The 25293-nt window shown below is 54.0% G+C and carries 5 protein-coding genes; all 5 read right to left on the reverse strand.

Going from position 1 to position 25293, the window contains the following annotated elements:
* Positions 1-15: 15 nt before the first annotated feature.
* Positions 16-6600 carry a non-ribosomal peptide synthetase gene (locus HF324_RS20225; RefSeq protein WP_168860667.1) on the reverse strand — a complete coding sequence of 2195 codons (6585 nt, stop codon included), beginning with the start codon at positions 6598-6600 and terminating at the stop codon, positions 16-18.
* A 33-nt stretch (positions 6601-6633) separates the two neighbouring features.
* Complete coding sequence (locus HF324_RS20230) at positions 6634-21084, reverse strand: non-ribosomal peptide synthetase/type I polyketide synthase (RefSeq protein WP_168860668.1); 14451 nt, start codon at positions 21082-21084, stop codon at positions 6634-6636.
* A 104-nt stretch (positions 21085-21188) separates the two neighbouring features.
* Positions 21189-22805 (reverse strand): MBL fold metallo-hydrolase, encoded by a 1617-nt coding sequence (locus HF324_RS20235; RefSeq protein ID WP_168860669.1) that lies wholly within the window; start codon positions 22803-22805, stop codon positions 21189-21191.
* 258 nt (positions 22806-23063) lie between these two features.
* Complete coding sequence (sbnB, locus tag HF324_RS20240) at positions 23064-24032, reverse strand: 2,3-diaminopropionate biosynthesis protein SbnB (protein ID WP_168860670.1); 969 nt, start codon at positions 24030-24032, stop codon at positions 23064-23066.
* Between the two features lie 5 nt (positions 24033-24037).
* Positions 24038-25003, reverse strand: coding sequence for a 2,3-diaminopropionate biosynthesis protein SbnA (gene sbnA / locus HF324_RS20245; protein WP_168804228.1), 966 nt, complete (start codon positions 25001-25003; stop codon positions 24038-24040).
* Positions 25004-25293: the final 290 nt, after the last annotated feature.

Below are 25293 nucleotides of genomic sequence, written 5' to 3' on the forward strand. Positions count from 1 at the left end.
TTTAAAAAAATAGGATTATAGAATAATTTTTTTCTGTTTGGCTGTGGGGGCGGCAACCGGTGCTTTGTTAATGCCGATGTATTTGGCCAGTGCAGCGATCGTCGTCAGCTGGAAGAAGGTGCGCACTGATACCTGCAAACCGAAATCTTCATGGACGGTGGCGGCGAGGCGCATGATCAGCAGCGAGTGCATACCAATTTCAAAGAGATTATCGTATATGCTTACCCGGTTTATTTCCAGCAGCCTTGCGCAGATGTCCGCCAGTTTTTGCTCCAGCTCATTTGTAGGGGCGACGTACAAATCTGCGGACGTAGTGGCAACATCTGCTTCCGGCAGCGCTTTCCTGTTGATTTTTCCATTGGCGGAAAGCGGCATTTCCGTCAGCACCACCCACTGCACGGGCACCATGTATTCCGGGATTTTTGTTTTCAGGTACCTCAACAGTTCATCCCTGTCGAAGTGCTCCTGCCCTACCACATAACCCACCAGTTGCTGTTGCTGGTACTGATCGGCTTTGGTGATCACGACCACCTGTTTCACCATGCCGCTTTTTTCGATCACCCTTTCGATTTCTCCCAGCTCGATACGGTAGCCGCGCACTTTCACCTGGTCATCGATTCTTCCCAGGTGTACGACGGTGCCGTCCGGCAGCCATTTGCCCAGGTCTCCCGTGCGGTACATCCGTACGTCTTTCTCTTCACGGAAAGGATCTTTTATAAATTTTTCCGCAGTTAATTCCGGCCTGTTGAGATAACCCCGGCCTACGCCCACGCCGGACACACAGATCTCCCCGGCAACGCCGATGGGACAAAGCTGCATGGAGGCGTCCAGTACGTAGATACGCAGGTTCTGTATGGGCTTGCCGAGAGGCACATTGCTCTGCTCCGGCGTTTCATACATAAAGTGATGGGTAATATCGTCGGAGGCTTCCGTAGGCCCGTAGGCGTTGACCACAGGGATGGTACGCCAGGCCTCGTGCTGAAACCATTCCGCTACCAGCTGGCGGGGCAACGTTTCACCGGTGACCAGCAGGTATTGCAGTTGCCGCAGTGATACGTCCTTTACTGTGGCCAATATCGCGGAGAGATAGGAAGGTACTACCTCCAGGACCGTTACCTTGTCTTTCTCTACGGCCTGCATCAGCGTCATGGGCTGTAGGATGGTATCTGCCGGGTAGATAATCGTACAGCCGCCGCACAACATTGCGGAAAACATCTGCCATACAGAAATATCGAAAGTAAAGGCAGCGGTGAAAGCTACGATGGTAGCAGCATTCATCCGGAGGTCATTTACTTTGGCATACAGGTGATTCAGCATACCGGCATGTTCTATCATCGCGCCTTTCGGCAAACCGGTAGAGCCGGAAGTATAAATCACATAGGCCAGTTGAGACGGCGCCGGCAGTGCCGCCAGCGCCGTTACCGGGTACCGGCTGATCACAGCGGCTTCCTCGTCGAGGGAAATAATACGTACCGCTGCGGCCTTCTCCGGCTTTTGTTTGTCGGCGCTGCGGCTGATCACCATCTCCGCTTTACTGTCCTGCAGCATGTAAGCCACCCTGTCTTCCGGATACCCGGGATCTATGGGCAGATAAGCGCCGCCCGCTTTCATAATGCCGAGGATGGCGATGACCATCTCCGGGGAGCGGTCCAAACAGACGGGCACCAGCGAAGTGTCGTCCACTCCTGTCTCCCGCAGATAATGTGCGAGTTGGTTGGAACGCTCTTCCAGGGCGGCATAGGTGATCACCTGGCGGCCCATTACCAGGGCCGGCGCAGCCGGTGTGCGTTGCGCCTGCAGCGTGATCTGATCAATTAATGTGCTATTGTGAGGAAAATCTACCGTAGTGTTGTTAAAAGTCACCAGCTGCTGATGCCGTTCGGCTTCCGTGAGCAGCGGCAACTGGTTAATTCGTGTGTCCGGCAACGTGAGGACCGTGGCGAGCAGCTGGCTGAAATGTGTCAACAGCTGTGTGATGGTGGCCTCCCTGAAGATCCCGGTACCATATTCCACAAAGCCGGTCAGCCCGTCGGGCCCGTCTTCCATAGACACCACCAGGTCAAACTGCGTGGTATTGTATGGCAGGTCTTCCCTCGTTACGCTCAGTGTGCCCAGCGGTACCTCGTCCACCGACGGCGTGTTCTGTAATTCAAACAGTACCTGGAACAGTGGGGTCCTGCTAAGATCGCGGTCTGTATTTACCGCCTCTACCACTTTCTCGAAAGGTACCTCCTGGTGGTCATAGGCTGCCAGCGTGGTTTGTTTTACCTGCTGCAGCAATGTCAGGAACGTAGGATGCTGGCTCAGGTCACTGCGCAGTGCCAGCGTATTCACAAAGAAGCCTACAAGGCCCGCTACCTCTTCCCGGGTCCTGCCTGCGATAGAAGAACCCACGCAGATGTCTTCCTGACCGCTGTAGCGGTAGAGCAATATCTTAAACACAGTCAGCAGCGTCATAAAGAGCGTCACATCCTGTTGCAGGGAAAACTGCCGGAGCTGCTCGGACAGGGCCGCATCCAGGACAAACCTTTGTACCGCCCCCTTTGTGCTCTGGATGGCCGGCCTGGAGAAATCGGCTGGCAGCTGCAATACTTCTACGCCGTTCAGTTGTTGTTCCCAATAGGACAACTGTTTTTGCAGGCGTTCATTTTCCGCGAGGCTCCGCTGCCATACCGCGTAGTCGGCAAACTGCAGCGGCAACGGCGAAAGTACGGCGGGCCGTTGCGCTATATAAGCATTATAAAACTCAGCGATATCATTTACCATAATGGTCACCGACCAGCCGTCGCAGGCTATATGGTGCACGGTGATCAGCAGGATATGTTCATCGGCCGACAGGCGCACCAGACCGGCGCGTAACATATAATCTTCCGCGAGGTCGAATGGTGCATTTACCAGTTCGATCAAATGCGCCTGCAACGCTTCGGGGGTACTGTACCTGTTTCCGGAGATCCTTGTAAGCGCCCATCCGTCCGCCTCCAGCAGTTGCTGGTAAGGCACGCCGTGCTCCTGGCGGATCACGGTACGCAGCGCCTCATGCCTGTTTACCAGCGCCTGTAAGGCGAGCGACAAGCCGGTTTCGTCCAGCGTTCCTTTCAGCCGGACCGCCAGCGGTACATGATAGGCTACGGTGCCGTTCATCTGGTCGATAAACCACAACCGCTCCTGGCTGAAAGCCAGCGGTATCCTGTCAGGCCTTTTACCGGCAACGATAGCGGGCCATCCGCCCTCTTTCTCTTTACCGGTGAGATAGGCCGCCAGTTTTGTAATGGTGGGATACTGGAAGAAACGGGTAATGCTCAGTTCTACTCCCAGCGTGTTACGGATGGCGGTCACCACCCTCGAAGCCAGCAGGGAGTGACCTCCCAGCTCAAAGAAGTTAGCAGTGGCGCTGACGTGTTGCTTTTGTAAAAATCTTTCCCATATGGTCACCAGTTGTTGTTCTGTTTCATTGGTGGGCGCGGTGTAAGCCACACTCTCCGTGTGGTCGTCCGCCAGCACGCGCAGTGCTTTTTTATCGGCCTTACCATTGGAGGTAAGCGGCATTTTCTCCAGGACTATCAGTTGGGCAGGGACCATATAAGCCGGCAGCCTGCCTTTGAGGTAGTCTGTGAGGACGGCTTTGTCTAAAGCTCCCTGTGGTACGACATATCCCGCAAGGTATTTATCGCCTGTGTCTCTTACCTGCAGCAGCACCACGGCCTGTCTGACATCGGGATGCTGCAGCAGCACGCTTTCGATCTCACCCGGTTCAATACGGTGACCGTGTATTTTCACCTGGTCGTCGATACGGCCCAGGTAAGCCACGGTGCCATCCGGCAGCCAGCGGGCGAGGTCACCGGTGCGGTATAACCTGGCGCCGGGAATACTGCTGAAGGGGTCCGGAATGAACCGCTGAGCGGTCAGCCCGGGCTGGTTCAGGTATCCACGGGACACGCCGTCGCCTCCCACATACAGCTCTCCCGGCACGCCTGCGGGCTGTAGCTGCCCTTCCGCGCTGAGGATGTAAGCCGTACGGTTGCCCAGCGGACGACCGATAGGAATATTTTCGCCCGGCGCCACCGTGGTGATATGCCAGGTAAGGGAGAAAGTAGTATTCTCCGTAGGGCCGTAACCGTTAATAATGGCAGTAGCCGGACAGGCCGCTCTGAATTTACGTATATGCTCGTCCGATAATTTCTCGCCGCCTGCCATCACAGCGTCTAATCCCTCGAAGATGGTAATGTCGTCGTCTACCAGCTGGTTGAACCAGCTCGCGGTAAACCACATCTTGGTGACGCCTCTCCGCCGGATTTCCTGCTTCAGCAGCGAATTATCAAGCAAGTGTTTCTCCGGGCACAATACCAGTTGCCCGCCGTTCAGCAGCATACCCCAGTATTCAATGGTAGTAGCGTCGAAAGAAGGGGAACCGGTGGACAATAACACGTCTGCGGCGGTTAACGGCACGAAGTTGCCCCCACGGGCCAGGCTGGTAACGTTTCGATGGGTGACCATCACGCCCTTCGGTTGACCTGTGGAGCCGGAAGTATAGATAATATAAGCGAGTGATCCGGGGTTGACGGATATTACCGGCGCCGGTGCATTTGTAAGCGTTTCCAGGAGCTGGTCCACGCATACCATTTCTATGGCCGGCACATGTTCCCGCAGCGCAGGCAATTGCCCGCTTTCTGTCAGTATGATCACCGGGCGGGTGTCTTCCAGCATAAACCGTATGCGGTCGCGCGGATAGGCCGGGTCTACGGGCACATAGGCGCCGCCGGCTTTCAGGATGGCCAGTATGCTAACGATCAGCTGTATGGAACGTTCCATGCAGAGCGGCACCATCGTTTCCGCTTTTACGCCTTTGTTTTGCAGGTATGCTGCCAGTTTATCTGACTGCTCCTGCAGCTGGCGATAGGTCAGCTGCGTATCTCCGAAAGCCAGTGCAACAGCGTCCGGCGTCCGGGCCACCTGTTCATCGAACAAAGCGGTGATTGTTTTGTCCGCAGGATACGGAAAGGCTGTGGTATTGAAGTCCACCAGCAACTGTGTTTTTTCACGGGCGCTCAATATATCCAGGCGCCCGATGGCCTGCGACGGATCTTTTACAATAGCCGTCAGCAATGTTTCATAATGAGAATACAGCTGGCGGATAGTGCTTTCCCGGAACAGATCGGTGCTGTATTCCAGGTAGATACTGATCTCCTCCCCGCGCTCTTCCGCTATCCAGGTCAGGTCAAACAGGCTGGCGTTACGGATGACCGGTTCTTCGGTAATCACGACGTCGCCTATACGCAGTTCGGGCACAGGCGGCACGTTCTGTAATACAAACACAGACTGGAACAGTGGGTTCCTGTTCCTGTCGCGCTCTTTCACGACGGCTTCCACCACTTTTTCAAAGGGAGCGTCTTCATATTCGAAGGCATCCAGCAGGGTATTTTTCACCCGTTGCAGCAGCGCCTGGAAAGAAGGGTTGCCGCCAAGATCAGTACGCAACGCGAGGGTATTGACAAAAAAGCCGATCAGCGGCTCCAGCTCCGTCCGCGTTCTTCCTGCAACGGCGCCGCCTACACAGATATCCTCCTGCCCGCTGTAACGGTGTACCAGCACCTTAAACGCGGCCAGCAGCACCATATACAGCGTAGCGCCTTCCTGTTGCGCCAGTTGCCGCAATGCCGCTGCCAGGGCGCCCGCGATGTTGAACACCACAAACGCGCCGTGTGTGCTGCCGGTGGCAGGGCGGTCGAAGTCCGCAGGAATTTCGGCCATCGTTACGTCCGCCAGTTTATCTTTCCAGTGGCCGATCTTTTGTTCCATAACGGCACCGGACAGGTGCTTACGCTGCCATATGGCGTAGTCGGCATATTGTATGTCCAGCGGCGTATAAACGGGGTCGCGCTTTTCGGTGAAAGCACTGTAGCCTTCCATCAGCTCCTGGATAAGCACAGACGACGACCATCCGTCGGAGGCGATATGGTGCATGGTGAGCACCAATATCGCTTCTTCCTTCCGGAGCGTGATCAGATGGGCACGCAGCATATAATCGGTGGCAAGATCAAATGGTTGATGGACCAGCGCCGCTATGCGGGCCTGCACGGCAGCAGCATCAGCGGCATCGGTGGCGCCGTCGATGATGTCCAGCCGCCAGCTGTCGCCGGGCATGGACTGCTGCCATGTCCCTTCTTCATCGGCGCCGATCACGGTGCGTAATATCTCATGCCTGCTGACGATGCTGCGCAGCGCCTGTTCCAGCGCGGCTGTATCGACAGCTCCCCGCAGTTTTAATACGGCAGGCACATGATACTGCACGGAGCCCTCCAGCGCATCGATAAACCACAAACGTTCCTGGCTAAACGAAAGTGGTATGCGGGAACCGGCAGGCCTTTCTGCCTTCCGGATCTTCTCCGTAGCCGGGACTGTGGCGGCAGCGGCGGCAGATGCTTTAAAGTACGCCACCAGCTGCGGCTTGTTTTCTTTCAGGGTTTGCAGAAAAGACGGCGCAAACGGTTTCTGCTGCGCTGTCTTCAGCAACAGTTCGTCTCCATCGAGGGAGAGGCCTATTCCCAGGTCCTGTGCTTGTTCCAGTATCAGGACGACCTCCGACAAATTAAAACCCGGCATATGTTTAATGAGTTAAATAATGAGAAAAAAGCTTTACAACCTCATTTCCTGCAGTCCTTCAGTCGTTTCCGGCACCGCCGCCTGGCTGACCCGGATATAGGCTGCCAGTGTTTTGATGGTGGTCAGCTTGAAAAATGTCCGCACGGAGATATGCAGCCCGAACTGTTCCAGCACGGCGGCAGATAAACGCATCACCAGCAGGGAGTGCATCCCTAAGGCAAACAGATTATCGTTGATACCGACCCGTTCTGTTTCCAGTAATTTCCGGCAGATATCTTCCAACACCTGCTCCGTTTCATTCCCGGGCGCCTCGTACTGCACTTGCGATACCAACGCGGCCGCCTCCGGCAGCGCTTTTTTATCGACTTTCCCGTTAGGGGTCAGCGGAATACGGTCCAGCACCATGATTTGTTCAGGGACCATATAATCCGGCAAACGGTCCTTCAGATGAATCGCCAGCGCATCATGGTCAAAGTCGCCGTCAGCGGTGATATATCCTACCAGCCGTTTGTCGTGGTCTCCTTTGGCCAGCACTACGGCCCCTTTTACGCCGGTAAACTGTTGCAGCGCGTTTTCAATTTCACCCAGTTCAATCCGGTAGCCGCGTATCTTCACCTGTTCATCTATCCTGCCCAGCATTTCAATGCTGCCGTCCGGCAACCATCTTCCGAGGTCGCCTGTGCAGTACATGCGTATGGCGCCGTCTGCATGGAAGGGGTCCCTGATGAATTTAGCAGCGGTCTTTTCAGCGTCATTGAGGTATCCCCTGGACACGCCTACACCGGAAACGCATATCTCACCGGCCACGCCAACGGGGCAAAGCTGCCGGGCGGTGTCCAGTATATAAATGCGGAGATTTTGTATGGGCTTGCCCAGCGGCACATTGTTGCGCGCAGGCGTTGCATACATAAAGTGGTGGGTAATATCATCCGACGCTTCCGTAGGCCCATAGGCGTTGACCACCGGGATGCTGCCGTATGTCTCATGATTAAACCATTTGGACAACAACGCCTGGCTCACCGGTTCACCGGTCACCAGCAGGTACTGCAGGCTGTCCAGCGGCACTTTGCCGTCTTCCATCAATAAGGCCGCCAGGTAAGAAGGCACCAGTTCCAGCACGGTAACGCCATCGGCGCTGAGGCTGCGCAGCAAGGCCGCCGGCTGATGGACCTGGGCTTCTGTGTACACTACGGTACGTCCACCACTCAGCAGCGCGGCAAACATCTGCCATACGGAGATATCAAAAGTATAAGACGCCGTATAAGCCATGACGGTAGCGGCATCCATTTTCAAATCATTCACTTTGGCAAACAAGTGATTCAGCATACCGGCGTGTTCTACCATCACCCCTTTGGGCTTACCGGTGGAGCCGGAGGTATAAATAATATAGGCGAGATCGTTAGGCGCCGGCGCGGTGAACAGCGGCGTCACCGGCTGGGCGTCGAGCGTGGCCGCATCGCCATCCATCAGGAAAGTGTTCAGCACCGTGATGTCCCGCAGTTTCTCACTGCCGTAGGTACTGCTTATCAGCAGCGGCGCGTCACAGTCATCCAGGATAAAGGCGATTCTGGCGGCAGGGTACTCAGGGTCCACAGGCACATAAGCAGCACCGGCTTTCAGGATGCCCAATATGGCGACGATCATGTCTGCGGAGCGTTCCAGGCAAACAGGCACCAGCGCGTTGCCATTGATCCCCTCTCCTTTGAGATAGTGCGCCAGCTGGTTGGAACGTTCGTCCAGCGCTTTATAACTCAGGACGGTATCGCCTGCTATAACTGCTGGCGCATCCGGGCTAATGGCCGCCTGGAATACGAAGAGGTCCACAAAAGTTTTGTCCTGCGGAAATGCTGCTGCCGTATTGTTAAAATCGACCAGCAGCTGCTGCTCCTCTTCCTGCCGTAACATCGGGATAGAGCCGATATGCGCAGCAGGCAGCTGCACGATGAACTGCAGCAACTGCTCAAAGTGTTTCACCAGGCGGCGGATACTGTCTTCGGTAAACAGGTCCACGCAATATTCTATATACCCGCTTAATCCGTCCGCATCTTCCTGCATACAGCAGCTCAGGTCAAACAAGGTAACGGTATGCGGTATTTCTTCCTGCGCAATATGCAGTTCCCCTAACTTCAGATCGGGTGCGTCCGGCATGTTAAACAGCTCAAACATCACCTGGAACAAAGCTGTTCTGCTCATGTCCCTTTCTTTTTCCACCAGCTCCACTATCTTCTCAAAAGGAGCGTCCTGGTGATCGTAGGCGTCGAGGGTGGTTTCCTTCACCTGTTGCAGCAGCGTAATGAAAGCAGGGTCACCGCCCAGGTCACTGCGCAGCGCCAGCGTGTTCACAAAGAACCCGATCAGGCTCTCCGCTTCCTGTTGCGTTCTGCCGGCAATGGAAGTACCTACGCAGATATCATCCTGACCGCTGTAGCGGTACAACAACACCTTGAAGGCTGTCAGCAATGTCATGAACAATGTGGTGCCCTGCTGCCTCGACAACAGCTGCAGCTGGTCACGCAGTTCCTTATCTAACCGGAACCTGCTGATAGCGCCCCGGGTACTCTGCACCGGCGGACGGGAATAATCTGTTGGCAGCTGCAGCACAGCAACGCCGGACAGTTTCTCCTGCCAGTACGCCAGGCGTTTCTTCAACGCAGCGCCTTCCAGGTGGGTGCGTTGCCAGATCGCATAATCTGCGTACTGGATGTCCAGCGCAGGTAAATGTGCCGCGCCGCCGGCGCTGTGCGCACGGTACAGCGCAATGAGTTCGTTGGTCAATATGGATACAGACCAGCCATCGGAGGAGATATGATGCATGACCAGCACCAGTACATGATCTTCTTCAGATACCTGCAACAGGTGGGCCCGCAGCATAAAATCATTGGCCAGATCGAAAGGTTTGTACACCAGACCGGTAATATATGCCTGTAAAGCAGCAGCATCGCTGAAAGCAGCATCTTCCACTACTGTCAGCTGCCACTGGTCTTTATCTAAAATCTGTTGGTAAGGTTTGCCCTGCTCCTGCCGGATGATCGTCCGCAGCGATTCATGACGATGCACGATCTGTGCGATCGCATGGCCCAGCGCTGCCTTATCTGCCACACCGCTAAGTCTTAAAACCACCGGCATATGATAGGACACGCTGCCTTCGAGCTGGTCAATAAACCACAGGCGTTCCTGGCTGAAAGACAGCGGTATTTTTGCCGGCCTTTCAGCCGCAAAAAGCGCTGGTAACAGCAGTCCTTTCTGCTGTAGCTGCAGGTAGGCCGCCAATGAGGCGATCGTGGGATGCAGGAAAAATTCTTTTACCGTCAGCTCCGCTTCCATCTCTTTACGGATAGCAGACACCACACGGGTGGCCAGCAGCGAATGGCCGCCCAGCTCAAAGAAATTGTCCAGCGTACCGATACGCTCCAGTCCAAGCAGCTGTTGCCAGATATCGGCCAGTTGCTGCTCTGTAGCGGTTACCGGGGCCTGGTAATTCAATAAGCGCTTGCGCTGTATAAATTCCCATTCGGTCAGAAACCGGCGGTCCACTTTACCGTTGCTGGTCAACGGCAGTAGCTGTAACGCTACAAAAGCGGAAGGCACCATGTATTCCGGCAAACGTTGCTGTAACTGCGCCCGGATGTCTTTTTCCAGCACTTCGCAGATATCGGGAAACAGGGGAATATTGGTTTTCACGCCTTCCGTATACCCGGCAGCCTTACTGTAGGAGGGTTCCACAAAACCGTTGAACGGCGTCTGCTCCAGCAGCAGGTTGATGGTAAACGGATCTTCATTCAGCAGGAAGCGGCTGTGATAACCGGCCGCTTTAGCTGCGGCCAACAGCTCGTTCACTACTTTGGTCTCGTTGTCGGGTGTCAGAATATAATCGGCCAGGTCACCCACCTGGTTGATATTGCCAGCTGCCAGCGCCTGTTCCAGCAGTCTCTCTTTCCACAACCTGGGGTTAGGCACGCGTTGTAAAGCAATCCGGGGGTGACCGGCAGCCAACCGGGACAGGATGCTGTCCTTTTCTGCGATTTCATCCCATGATTGCCATTGCGGCTGCAGTACCGGCTTCTCCACGTCAATCGATAACACGACCGTATAGCGATAGAGTGTCAGCTCATTGATATAGTCTCCCTGTTTCCACTGAATGTCGACATGGGTGATTTCAGGGTACAGCGATTGCAGCTGGAAGAACCAGGCCGGTGAAAAACACAGCTCTTCTTCTTTCCAAACTTCCTGGTCTACCGTCCATTCAAATTCCCGCAGGCTGGTCTTGCTTTGCAGCTTGTCCAGCTGCAGCCTGCGTTTAAAAGAAGGGAGCAAACGGAGGTCTCTCACGTCGCCGATGACGATATGTCCTTTGCCTTTCAGCAAAGAGATTGCGTTGGCTACTACATCGGCCATATATTGCGCGCCGGGGAAGTATTGTACGATGGAGTTCAGAATCACCGTATCTATGGTTTCGCCTTCTGCCAGCGTTACTTCATGGGCGGCGCATATATGTAATTTCGTTTCAGGATAGCGGCGCAGCCCCTTGTCTATATGGCGCTGCAGCTGCCGCATTGATACGTGCGAGAAATCGGTACCGGTATATTTTTCGATATGGCCGGCCAGTTGGAAATAAATCAGGCCGGTACCGGAGCCTATCTCCAGTACGTTGCGCGGGTTGGTAGCCAGTATGACGTTCGTAATGTCCTCCAGCCATGCGCGCATATTTTCCGCTGGTATGGCTTCGCCGGTGAAACTGTCGTTCCAGCCGGTGATGTTAAACTCTTCATCCAGGTCTTTTACTTCATCTGCTTTGCTATAAGCCGTTTCGTACAGTTCTTTCCAGGTGGCTACCTGTTGCAGGTACAACTCCTGTTCTGTGCGGAGTACGGCCTGCTGGTCGGGCACATAGTAGCTCACCAATCTCTTTTCAGCGCCCTGCTGGTCTTTTACCACCACACAACTGGCGGCTACCGCCTCCACATTGTTCAGCGCTCTTTCTATTTCTCCCGGTTCTATCCTGTAACCGCGCATTTTGATCTGGTCGTCTATACGTCCCAGGTATTCCACCGTTCCATCCGGCAGCCAGCGGGCGCGGTCGCCGGTACGGTACAAACGGGCGCCGCGTTGTTCGCTGAACGGATCGGTCACAAATTTTTCCGCTGTCAGTTCAGGTTGATTCAGGTAGCCGCGGGAAACGCCGTCGCCGCCCACATACAGTTCGCCCGGTGTGCCCACCGGCAGCAGCTGCATGGCGCTGTCCAGCACATAGGCGGTGCGGTTGGCCAGCGGCCGGCCGATAGGGATGCTTTTTCCCGGCACTACCGCAGTAATGTTCCAGGTAAGGGAGAAAGTAGTATTCTCCGTAGGGCCGTAACCATTAATGATCTGTGTGGCAGGATAGGCAGCCCGGAATTTACGTATATGCTCTTCCGATAGCTTCTCTCCTCCTGCCATCACAGCGTTCAATCCTTCAAAAATGGTAATATCGTCGTCTACCAGCTGGTTAAACCAGCTGGCGGTAAACCACATTTTGGTCACGCCGCGGTGACGGATCTCCTGTTTCAGCAACTGGTTGTCCAGCAGCTTTTTCTCCGGGCACAGCACCAGCTGGCCCCCGTTGAGCAACATGCCCCAGTATTCGATGGTAGTGGCATCGAAGGAAGGAGAACCGGTAGACAGCAAGGTATCTGCGGCGCTCAGCGCTACGAAATTGCCGCCCCGCGCCAGGCTGGTCACGTTACGGTGAATCACCATGGTGCCTTTCGGACGGCCGGTAGAACCGGAAGTATAAATGACGTATGCCAGCGAGTCCGGGCCTGTCTTCACGCCCAGCGGATGCGCCGGCATAGCGGCGAGTAGGTCGAGGATATTGTCCACAAAAATCAGCGTGGCATGTTCCGCTTCCACTGCCAGCAACGCCTGCTGATCGGTGGTAGTCACCACCAGTTTGCTGCCCGTGTCCTGCAGCATATAAGCGATGCGGTCCCGGGGATAGGCCGGGTCCACGGGCACATAGGCGCCGCCGGCTTTCAGGATACCGAGGATGCTCACGATGAGGTGAATGGACCGTTCCATACACAGCGGCACCATCACGCCCTCTTTTACGCCCTGCTTGCGGAGAAAATGCGCAATGCGGTTGGACTGCTCCTCCAGCTCACGGTAAGTGAGCTGTTGCTCCCCAAAGGACAGGGCGACGGCATCCGGCGCTTTAGCCACCTGCTCTTCGAACAGTGTTGTAATGGTTTTATTGACGGGATAAGGCACCACGTTGTCGTTGAAGGTCACCAGCAGCTGATGGGTTTCTGCTGCGCTCAGCATCTTCAGCTCCCCGATGGCTGTAGCCGGATGTTGCACCGCTGCTTCCAGCAATGCCATATAGTGATGCATCATTCTCCGGATAGTGGCTTCCTGGAACAAGTCGATGCAGTATTCCACTTCGAGAGCGATGCCTTCCGGTCTTTCTTCTACCGTCCAGAAGATGTCAAACAGGCTGGTGCTGCGGATCACCGGCTCCGGGGTCATGGTGGCTTCACCCAGCCGTAATTCCGACATCAGCGGAATATTCTGCAGGGTGAACATCACCTGGAACAGGGGATTTTTCCGGATGTCACGCTCGCCCATCACTTCACTCACCACTTTCTCAAAGGGCACCTCCTGGTTGTCGTGGGCATCAAACAGTGTATTTTGTACTTCTTTTAAAGCAGCGGCAAAAGAAGGATTGCCACTCAGGTTGCTGCGCAGCGCGAGCGTATTGACAAAAAAGCCCAGCAACGGTTCCAGTTCCACCTGCGCCCTGCCGGCGGTAGCACAGCCGATGCAGATGTCTTCCTGCCCGCTGTAGCGGTACATCAGCACTTTTAAAGCGGTCAGCAGGGTGGTGAACAAGGTAACGCCCTGCTGACGCCCCAGTTGTTTTACCTGTGCGGACAACCCCTTGTCAAGCTGCATGGTGATCACCGCCCCCCGGGTGCTTTTTACTGCCGGCCGTTCAAAATCGGTAGGCAGCTGCAACAGGGTAACGCCATCCAGCTTCTTCTTCCAGTAGGCTAATTTCTGCGCTACCAGCGGTCCCTGGAGAAAACGGCGCTGCCATACGGCGTAGTCCGCATATTGTATTTTTAATGCCGGCAACACCGGCTCACGGCCGGCCAGCCTTGCGTTGTATATTTCTATCAGCTCCTGGAAAAAGATATGGGCGGAGGAATCGTCAAAAACAATATGGTGGATGGTGAGCACCAGCACGTTCTCCGCGTCTGAAATACGGATCAGGTGCGCCCGCAGCATATGGTCTTCCGACAGGTTAAAAGGCGTGTTTACCAATCCGGCGATATATGCCTGTAAAGCGGCAGCGTTGTCCTGGTATAAATGATCGTTTACTTCCACCATCTGCCAGTGGACCACTTCCTGTATCCGCTGATAAGCGTGTCCTTCTTCCTGGTCGATGTTGGTCCTTAATATTTCATGACGGTCCACGATGGTCTGCAAAGCGGCCGCCAGTGCGCTTTTATCCAGCCTGCCTTTCAGCCTCACGATGGCCGGGAGGTTATATTGCACGCTGCCTTCCAGCTGGTCGATGAACCATAAACGCTCCTGGCTGAAGGACAGCGGGATACGGGAAGGCAGCTGTTGTTTTTCAATCACCGCCGGCAGTACATTCAACACCGTGTCTGCTACCGGCACTGTGTTTTTTTTAGCGGGAGCCACTTTCGGTAAAAAACCGGCCTGCTGCAGTTCCGTTACGCTATCCCTGAAACATTTTTCAATAAAGTCGATGTCTTCATCCGTATGTGCCGCGGAAAGGAAACAGGTCTTCCCTTCCCAGATATACACGCCTTTTTCCAGCAGGTGGTAGAAGAACAGGTCCATGTTGCCGGAGATAGAGAAATAAAACAGGGAGCCGAAGTTATTCACCTTGATGGGCACCTTGTTTTCTTCAAAGAGCCTGGTGATGTTGCTGATAAGGCGGGTGGTGCGGGCGTTCAGTTTTTCCTGTAAAGCAGGTCCCTGCCTTTCCAGTTCACCTAACACGGCCAGTGAGGCAACCATGCTCAGCGGATGTTTACAGAAGGTACCTGCAAGGAACGTAGTCTCCGCCCTTGGGTAAGAGTCGGCGTCTTCATAGCTCCATAATCCACCGTCAAAAGCCTGCATACACCAGTCCTTCCCGGCAATGATGCCTATGGGCATACCGCCGCCGGCGATTTTACCGTAGGTAGCCATATCCGCACGTATACCGAAATGCGCCTGTACGCCACCCGGATGAATGCGGAAACCGGTAATCATTTCATCGAAGATGAGGATGATTTTTTCCTGTTCCGTCATAGCACGCAGCTCCTGTAACAATGCTTTGGGCTGATACCCGGGCCGTCTGCTCTGCACCGGTTCCACCAGTACGGCGGCCAGCTCATGGGCATGAGCGCGGATCTGTTCCACCACATTGGGATTGAGATAGTCGAACACCAGCACGTCGGCCACCATGTTGGGAATAACGCCCGGAGCGATGGGAATGCCGTTATGATCGTGTTCGATATCTTCCACCATGGCCAGGGTGCCATCAAAATAACCGTGATAGGAACCGAGGAAAATGGCGATTTTCTTTTTGCCGGTGGTGGTACGCGCCAGCCGCATGGCAGACATGACAGCTTCGGTCCCGGAGTTATGGAAGCTCACCCTTTCCATGCCGGTGAGTGCGGCGATGCGCGTGGCCACTTCTCCTGCGAGATAAGTCTGCGGCCCCAGCTGGTAGCCTTTCTCCAGCTGCTTATGAATGGCTGCCGTTACTATCTCCGGACGATGCCCCAACAGGTTCACTCCAAATCCCATCGTCAGGTCCACATATTCATTGCCGTCCACGTCCGTCATTTTAGCGCCGAGGGAAGAAGCGGCCACAATGGGATACACCATTTGTTTGGTCGCGAACTTAAAACCTGCCGACACGCGGTTGTCTGCCAGTACCGGACGGTACTTCTCCGTGAGCGCTTTGGAGGTTTTTGTTTTGGTAGTATATTTTTTTATGAAAGCGTCGAGATAAGCCTGTTGCTCCGGTGAATATTTTTGTCCGGGGCTGGTTTCTATTTTCGGGAAAATAGAAGCGCCTTTCTTCGGCGCAGCAGGTGCGGCAGGCGCGGGATTGGCCGGGGCGGCCGCGCCTCCGTTGACTGCCGGCTGTTGGGCGGCATAATGCCCGTTCGCAGCATGGCCGTTGCCATTGGCGATGACCGGCTGCATCCCCTGCGACATCCACTGGAACTGCTGCGCAATCACATTCAGTTGTTGCTGCATCAGCTGGAAAGTGTCCTGGAACACGTTGTAACCTCCCGGCGCCGGCGCCTGCGGCAGGAACGGCTGTGCGGGCAATGGCGCCGCGGGTAATGGCTGCACAGGCAATGGCGCCGGAGCAGCTGCCGGAGCGGCTTCAGTAGCTGTGACAGCGGCTGCCGGCGCATCGCCGGCGGTAACAAACACCGTGGCATTGGCCGCGATATACTCCGCCATCAGCTGGATAGAAGTGAGTTCCTCGAAGATCAATCGCATCGAAAAACTCAATCCGTACTCATTCTCTATCTTCCTCACCAGGCTGGCCATGATCAGTGAATCCGCTCCCTGTGTCAGGAAGGGTTCACGGACATTCAGCGCTTCCGATGGCGACATCTTCAATAGCCGGCGGAGATTAGCGGCGAGATAATCGGCGATATACCCGGCACTATTGGGAAGTAAGTGGTTGTTCTGACTCATGTGGATATTTTTAGGGATGGTTATTTCCTCCCGGGCAGGTAAACTTTCTTTCGGCTGACGGGTCTTTTTCTCTATCCAGTAGCGCTGGCGCTGGAACGGATAGCCGGGAAGGATTGCTTTATGAGGGGTGCTGGCGGCGTAGAACGCAGACCAGTTAATCGTAACTCCTTTTACATATAATGCCATCAGGGCATTGAGCATCGTCGTCCAGGACGAACGGCCCTCTCTCATCACGGGCAGCAAATGATCTTCGGGGTACTTCAGCGTCAGTTGCGCCATAGACAACAGACTGGGTTGGGGGCCCAGCTCCATCAGGTTAAACTCACCGCGGGCCTGTATCGTTTGAATGCCTTCTGCAAACAGCACCGGCGCCAGGATATGCCGGCACCAGTAGTCGGCTTCCGTCACTTCTTTACCCGCGATAGCGCCGGTGACATTGGATACCAACGGGATGGCCGGCTCATGATAAGTCACGCCGGAGGCGACCGGCATAAACGCATCCAGCACCGGTTCCATCAGGGGAGAATGAAAAGCGTGCGAAACCTGCATTTCCCGGCAGCCTGCGCCGGCCTGCTTCAGGGACTGCATCACTGCGTGCAGGGCTTCTTTCTTTCCGGAGATCACTGTCAGCTCCGGCCCGTTGATCGCCGCTACGGACAGGTCGTTGCCATAGGCCCGGATAGCGGCAGTCACCTTAGCGGCCGATGTAAATACCACCGCCATGCTGCCTTCTTCCTTGACCGCATTCATCAGTGCCGCCCTGGCGGTAATCAGCGCCAGGCCGTCATACAGGCTGAATACGCCGGCAGCATAAGCCGCGGCATATTCACCGGCGCTGTGCCCCAGTACGATGTCCGGCACAATGCCCCATGAGCGCCATACCTCTGCAAGCGCGCATTCCACGGCGTACAGCGCCGGTTGCGTGAAGACAGTCTGCCGCAACAGGGCATTGGCTTCTTCTTTATTCTTTTTATAGAGCAGGTCTGTCAGTGAAAACGGCCAGCTTTTTTTCAGGAAAGCGTCGCAGTCGTCTATCACCCGCCTGAACACGTCGTTGTTGTCATAGAGCTCCCGGCCCATGTTCCAGTATTGCGCGCCTTGTCCGGTAAACAGCCAGGCCATTTTCCGGGGGGCCTCCAACGTGTCGCCGGCACAAACGCTGTGTTCTCCCCTGCCGGCTATATATGCCTGCAGCTGACGGGCAGCATCTTCATTGGATACCGCCTGCCATGCGAGCCGGTAGGTATAGGCATCGCGGCTCATCGCCATACTGCGGGCGATAGCGCCGGTAGTATCCCCGCTTTGCGGCAGGAAAGCGATATAGCGGGCTATCATCGCATCCAGGGCAGCAGGCGTTCTGGCAGACAACAGCAAAGGATAGGCGGGCAACTGCCTTTCTTCCTTCACCGCCACCGCCGGCGCTTCTTCCAGCACCAGGTGCACATTGGTGCCGCTCAGGCCGAAGGCGCTGACGGCCGCCCTGCGCGGCGATGCCGGGGAGTGCCACGGTGTAAGGGTGTCCGCCACTTTCACGGACATGTCTTTCCAGGGGATAAACCGGTTGGGCGTATTAAAATGCAGGCTGGCCGGGATCTGGCGATGTTGCAGGCTTAGCACGGTTTTAATAAACCCGGCAATACCTGCCGCCGCCTCCAGGTGCCCTATATTGGATTTCAGCGCGCCTAACAGCAACGGCTGCTCTTTTTTACGGGAGCGGCCATACACGGCATTCAGCGCCAGCACCTCCACCGGGTCTCCCAGGCGGGTACCGGTGCCATGTGTTTCTATGTATTGTATGCTGTCTGCCGTTACGGCGGCATCTTTCAAAGCTTTCGTTATCAGCTGTTGCTGCGCAATGCCGTTGGGAGCAGTAAGGCCGTTACTTTGCCCGTCATGATTCACTGCGCCTCCCCGTATTACGGCCAGGACAGGATCCCCGGCTGCCAGTGCGTCTTCCAGGCGTTTTAACACCACTACGCCGGCGCCCTCTCCTCTCACATAGCCGTCAGCGTTATCATCAAACGTCTGGCATTTTCCGGTAGGAGAAAGTGCTTTCATGCGGCACAACTTAATCGTTGTATCCGGCGAGAGCATCAGGTTCACGCCGCCTGCCAGCGCCAGCGAGCATTCTTTGCGCAAGAGGCTCTGGGCGGCCTGGTACACGCTCAGCAGAGAAGATGAGCAGGCTGTGTCCAGCTGCAGCGCCGGGCCGTGAAAATCCAGCAGGTAAGCGATCCTGCCGGCAGCGATACTCCTTTCTATGCCCAGGCCGGTAAAGGCGTCCTCATAGTAGGTAACGTCGCTGTTGTCGCGGATCACCTGCTGGTAATCGTCGGTACTCATGCCCACAAAAATGCCGCTGTCCGTACCTCTTAAAGAAGACGGCGCTATGCCGGCATGCTCCAGCGCTTCCCAGCATACTTCCAGCAACAGTCGTTGCTGCGGGTCCATAGCCGCAGCCTCTCTCGGTGAGATGCCGAAAAACAGCGGATCGAACTGGTCCACCTGGTCAATGAATCCGCCATGGCGGGTATACATCTTGCCTGGCGCATCTTCCCGGCTGTCGAAATAGGCGGATATGTCCCACCTGTCTTCCGGTACTACGCTCACCGCGTCCCGTGAGGATTGCAGCAATGCCCACATCGCTTCCGCGGAATTGACATTACCGGGGAACCGGCAGCCGATACCAACGACCGCCACCTGGCGGCCCTCAAGTCCGGATGGCTGCGGGGCGTCCTTCTGCTCCTGCTGTGGCAGCGTTCTCCCGGCAAAATGGGCAGCCAGCGCCTCCACGGTAGGGTAATTGAACACTACAGTGTTTTCCACCGGCGTTTGCAGGTACGTTTCCAGGTCGGCCGCCAGCTGCACTGCCAGTATGGAAGTGAGGCCGTATTCCGCGAAGGTCCTCCGGACCGACAGCGCCGCAGGGGTTGTATACAGATGCTGCTTTAGCCAGGCTTCCAGCCAGGCTTTCAACAGCGATAACGTATGCGCGTTGACGATAGGCTCCGTGACTTCCGGGCGGATCTCCGCCACTTCTTCCTGAGCAGCAGCTTTCTCTGCCGCGGCTATCTCTGCTATCGCTTCTTTATAAGTGCCTTTGATATATTCCTCTACAAAAAGGTGTCGCCTTACTTTTCCGCTGGTAGTTTTAAAGATCTTTCTCACAGGGACCACCTGTTTTACTTCCAGTCCTAACCGGGAAGCGACCGTCCTTTTCACCAGGGAGATCAGCGGCAGGAATTTCTCTGCCGACAATTTGTGCACCAGGAAAACGACGATGGACTCCGATCCGTTGACTTCGTCAGGGATACCGCAGGCCACCACTTTACCGGTATCGATTTCATCCAGTGTTTCCAGGGTGTGCTCTATATCGTGCGGGTATACGTTGCCGCCATTCACAAAAATGATGTCTTTCACCCTGCCCATGATGTACAGCACATCATCCAGTACAAAACCGGTGTCTCCGGTGTTCAGCCATCCGTCTTTGAAAGTATTGGCGCTGGCAGCGTCGTTGTTGTAATAACGGCCGGCCACACACGCGCCTTTCACCCAGATAACGCCCGCATGGCCCGGCTCCAGCGGCGCGCCTTTTTCGTTGGCGATCCGCAGTTCGAAGTCACCGATCAGGGTGCCTACGGCCACCACTTCCAGCATATCGGTGCCCGGTTTCTGCGCCAGCGATTTGCCGGTGATGCGTTTACCGATGGTCAGCGCGCTTCTTTTTACAAAGACGCTTTTGAAAGGAACGCCGATCCTGGGGAAGGTGACTTCCAGCGTGGCTTCGGCGAGACCATACACTGCGCGCATGGCCATCGGGTCGAGCCGGTACTTAGCCAGGCGTTCGTTGAAAGTCCGTGCCAGGCTGGCTGAAATAGGCTCGGCGCCGTTCAATATGATCCGTACAGAAGACAGGTCGAGCGTTTCGCCCTTCTCTTCCGAAAAATGATTGAGATAGTATTTATACCCGAAATTGGGGGAGCAGGTAATGGTTACACGGTAATCGGAGGCTTTCTGCAGCCATAACAACGGATGCCTGATAAAGAGGTCCGTGGGCATGATGTATTGCTGTATGCCCGCCGCCAGTGGATTAATATGATATCCGATCAATCCGAGGTCGTGTGTGAGGGGCATCCAGCTTAAAAAGATATCATCGTGGGTACACTCATAGGCCTCCAATACCGCGAAGGTATTGGCGATCAGGTTACGGTGCCGGAGTTCCACCCCCTTGGGATTACCGGTAGAACCGGATGAAAACTGCAGGAAAGCAATATCGTCCGTTGTGACGTCTGCCGGAGTTCCCGCCGGCAGGTTGTCTTTATTTTCGTACAGGAACAATACCTGGTCATAAAAAGTTCTGTCAGCAGCACCATCGCTGTAATCCTGCTTACAGAGCTTTTCGTAATGTTCCGGCGTGGTGATCATATAAGGGTTTTTCAGATAGCCCCTTATTTTATACAGTTTCCGGGCGTTTTCGCTGTAGTGCGTCACTGACACCGGTACAGGTATGATCCCACCTAAGATACAGGCCCAGAAATACTGAATAAACTGCTGGCTGTCATCCAGCTGCAACACCAGTTCATCACCGGGCTTCAATCCTTTATGTTGCAAGTATCCAAGCAGTTGCAGCGCGTTGTGGTACAACTGATGATAGGATAGAAAATTGGTCCTGTTGGCTGCCACGATAAAACTCACTCCTTTATCGTGTTCGTCTTTCTGGTTTATCAGCAGCGCTGGCAGGGTCTTCAGGGACAGCTCGTTTCTCATTTGTGCTCGCTTATTTGTTCAGTAATAACAATAGTTTACCCTGTAGTAAGATGGGACCGCCACCTGACTACGTCCTTGCTTATACCGGCATAGGCTAATAATGCTTATTCTGCGGCCGCATACTTCCGTTCGTACAGCAGTTCTTTTTCACCAAACAGGCGTTCGGCGATCATTCCTTTCTCTTCGCACATCTTCACCAGTTTATTGGACTGGATGATAGGATTGGAGGCGTCTGTATATTTAATACTGCTGATAAATTCCAGCCAGGGCTCCATACCCATCGCATACACGTATACCTCGCGCGGGTTAAAGATCTCCACCAGCGACATACCTTTCACGCAATCAGAACCCGCCAGCCTGCGGCTGCTGTCCTGTTCGCGGGTGATCTTCTTTGTCATGAGCGGCCCGTATAACCAGGTTAATGGCGCGCCGTCGCATTCCATGCCGAGGAACATCACGTCCACGTCGCCGATGCTGTCATGGATATGTTTGTACAGGGCCGGCTCGCTGATGCGCGAATCCGCCAGGAACAAAAGTTTAAAGCCGCTGATCTGCACCAGGTAGCAGGCTTTGGACAAGATATTGAGATCGCTGTGCTCCCCGGTGAAGGGTAATCCTGTGATGGTGGTGTTGGTAAACGTGATCGTCTCCATTTCTTCTATCGCTTCCACCTGGTGGAACCCGATATTGCTGAACATCAGCCTCAGGTCCGGGTTTTCCAGCTGGCCGGAATTGGTCCGGGGCACAATCAGGTGTTTGATCTTATGGCGGAGCGGCAGCAGTGTTTCAAACAGGATATGGTCCTGGTGATTGTGGGTGATCAGCACATAGTCGATAACATCGGGAAGGTCGGCATCGGAAAAATGCTCGATATCCGTATCATAGCCATAGTAGCTGATCAGGGGATCTACCAGGATGCTCACATCTTTTGTTTCCACCAGGATACAGGCATGCCCGAAGTAGCGCATACGGATTTTATCCCCGGTATATTTTTTATAAGCGGGAGGCGGCGTGGTAGTAAAAAATGTATCGAAAAGGGCTTCGTCTGCCGGGGCTATTCCCAGCAGGGTTTTAATATATTCCAGGCTTTGCGGGCTGCGTTTCATCTTTGCCAGTTCGTCGATGCCGGCATGGTCGAAAGGTATTTCCAGGTGCAATACGCCTGGTTCGTCCAGCCTGGGCGTGCTCAGACAGAAAGGACGGTGATCGTTTTCCGTTACCCACAAGGCAATGCTTTGGGAGGCTTTGTTATAGAAACGGCTTTTATACAGGAGCGCTTCGAAAAAGCGGAAATCCGCATTATTGTTCCGGTCGTAAAACAGTTCTACGTAACCTTTGAGAATGGGGGGTACTTTTTCATACAGCGCTTCCATGCCCATCCCCTTTCCTTCGGCTTCCAGCAAGCGGTCCAGCTCTTTCACCGCTTTAGCGAACTTCAGCGAAGTCTCCTGTTGCTTCATGGTTTTTTCATACAGGGCATTCACTTCGTCTACACGGTCGACCGGTATATCCATGAAAGGACCGCCTTTCATTTTGGGATTCAGCACCGCTTCCGCGTGAACAGAAGGTTCCATAATAAAAGAATCCATGATATTGAGATGCCGTCCTACTACGTTCATGGCGGCAGTGGCAGGTGATATCAGGTGACTCCAGGCGTACCATCTGTCAAACAGCGGTTCAATTACGACGTTAGGCTTTAGGTAAAATTTATTGCCATTCATGATGATTAAGTTTCGTATTTAAAAAAAGGAAGGTCATAAAAGCGTTCCCTCCAGGGTACAGCGGTTTTTACCACGACGTAAAAACAACCTTCCCCCGGCGGAAACACTTGTGTATCATGAATGCTACAGGACGGTCCCATTACTCCGGCAGACTGGCAAGTTCCACCCATACCAGCCGTCGCCGGAAAAAAATTGTTTCCTGCATGCATCCACACTCTTTAACCAAAAGAACCATGATCTGGTGGTGAACAAAGGTTGTTAGTCGGCGAGCACGGTGCCAACGCCATCTGCTTTTGCTTTCTCATAGAAATAGACTGCAGTAGCAATATCGAATACTGCCATTCCCATCGGGTTAAACATGACTACTTCTTCTGTTCCCGCGTGCCGCAACTTTTCTTCGCAGATGATATCTACCAGGGAGAGGGTGCCTTCTTTGGTCAGGCCCTGTGTTTTGTGCATCACTTCGATGTCTGTGTTCTCCCGGCATACTTCTTCCCAGTCGTCTACCACGATATGGTTTGTGTAATTGATGAACTCAGGTACATAATCTCTCAGGGAAATATTCAACTGCAGCGAGCCTTTTTTAGGTACTTTATTGATATATGGTTTTTTAGATACAGTACAGGTCATCAGGATATCTGCGTTCCCGAAAGCTTCTTCCCAGGTCTTAACGATGTTTACTTTCTCTTTCAGGTGAGCGGGGACCAGTGTGCTGTCAGGCGGATTCAGATCGTAGATATTGACATAGTCCAGCCGGTCACCCAATAAGGTGCTGACCATGTCCAGGTGTTGCTGGCCGATGGGACCGAAACCGATGATGCCCACGCTTAATTTTTTCTGCTGGTTACGTTGCAGATACTCTTTCACCACCAGCCCGGTTACTGCGGCAGTACGCACGGCGCTGACATGGCTGGTGTTGATAATACAGGCCGGGATACCGGTATCTGCTTCATTCAATATGGTTACAGAGTTGGCCCGTGGAATATTCTTTTTGATATTTTCGGGAAAGCTGGCGATCCATTTGATACCTGAAAAAGAAACTTTACCGCCTACAAATGCCGGCATGGCGATGATACGGTTAGTGAGGTCGCGATATCTCAGATATGGTTTGATCGGCTGGGCAAAGTCCCCATCCTTCAGGGTATAAACTGTTTCGCGGATCTTTTCGATCATTTCGTCCCATTTAACACCCAGTTGTAACAGATCAGATTTACTTAAATAATGCATGTTTATTAGGCTTTTATTTTAGACAGCTTTTCCATCATGTTATTCACCCACTTCCTGTCGTATACGTTGTTGACATAGGAATCTCCGCGGTCCGCGCAACAGAAAAGCGTCACCGGCGTACCCTGAACGGCGTGTGAATTAAAATAGTTTTTGATGGCCGCATACACCGCTCCTGAGGAAGCGCCTGCGAATATGTTCTGCTCCTTTACCAGTTCGTGGCAGCCTGCCACCAGCTCTTCGTGGGATACGATCATCACCTCGTCGATGATGGCATGTTCCAAAATGGAGGGGACTTTACTGGAGCCGAGGCCGGAGACATATCTTTTCTGCGGAGGGATGTTAAAAATAACGGAGCCTTCAATGTCGACGGCGACGATGGTAACATCGGGGAATTTCTCCTTTACTTTTTGGGAGATGCCGCTGATAGTGCCGCAGGAACTCACGGCAATAAACATGTAATCGAGCCGGTCAAACCTGTCGCAGATTTCTTTTCCCAGTGTATTATAGTACCCTTTGAAATTGTCCGGGTTGTCGTACTGGTTCGTCCAGAAGCTGTTGGGATGCTGGGCGCACAGCTCCTTTACCGTTTCGATCCTCGTGAGGAGGTATCCACCGGTACTGTCTTCTTTTTCGACTTTTACTACTTTGTCGGTGAACAGGCGCAACATAGCTTCGTTTTCACGATTGATGTTGGGGTCGATAACGGGGATAAACGACAGACCCAGGTCTTTACAGATGCGCGCCAGCGCGATGGCGAAATTACCGGAGCTGGATTCAACGATCAATGTCTCGCTGTTGACTTTACCATTACGGATGGCGTTGGAGAGAATACTGAAGGCAGCTCTGTCTTTAATGCTGCCGGAATAATTTCTGTATTCCAGTTTTGTAAAAAGGGAAATACCGGGCATGTTTAGTTCTACAACCGGGGTATTTCCGATCAGGCCGCTGATTTTTTGGAGGGAAGCTAACATATACTCTTAGGTTTCAATTGGTTTATTCCAATGGCACACAGGATAACAAAGTGTTCTCCATTCATCTATCCGTTGTTGTTATATATATAGTTTGCGTTTTTATCCGCATATTTTATTTTAGTTGACACAAAACCGACGCTACACCGCAGCGAAGACAAATTCTTCGTGCAGGTGTGACAGTTATATAGTTCAATATGAAGGGAAATGCGGGCGCTACAATCCTAACGACGATACCTAAAAAAGGTGGGTTGTTAACCTGCCCTCAACTGCATATACCATGCATGCAACTT

The organism is Chitinophaga oryzae (assembly GCF_012516375.2).
Lineage (GTDB): Bacteria > Bacteroidota > Bacteroidia > Chitinophagales > Chitinophagaceae > Chitinophaga > Chitinophaga oryzae.

Excerpts from the sequence above, each read along its gene's own strand:
- sbnB (WP_168860670.1), bottom strand. The coding sequence starts at position 24,032 with ATGCATTATTTAAGTAAATCTGATCTGTTACAACTGGGTGTTAAATGG.
- sbnA (WP_168804228.1), bottom strand. The coding sequence starts at position 25,003 with ATGTTAGCTTCCCTCCAAAAAATCAGCGGCCTGATCGGAAATACCCCG.
- HF324_RS20235 (WP_168860669.1), bottom strand. The coding sequence starts at position 22,805 with ATGAATGGCAATAAATTTTACCTAAAGCCTAACGTCGTAATTGAACCG.
- HF324_RS20225 (WP_168860667.1), bottom strand. The coding sequence starts at position 6,600 with ATGCCGGGTTTTAATTTGTCGGAGGTCGTCCTGATACTGGAACAAGCA.
- HF324_RS20230 (WP_168860668.1), bottom strand. The coding sequence starts at position 21,084 with ATGAGAAACGAGCTGTCCCTGAAGACCCTGCCAGCGCTGCTGATAAAC.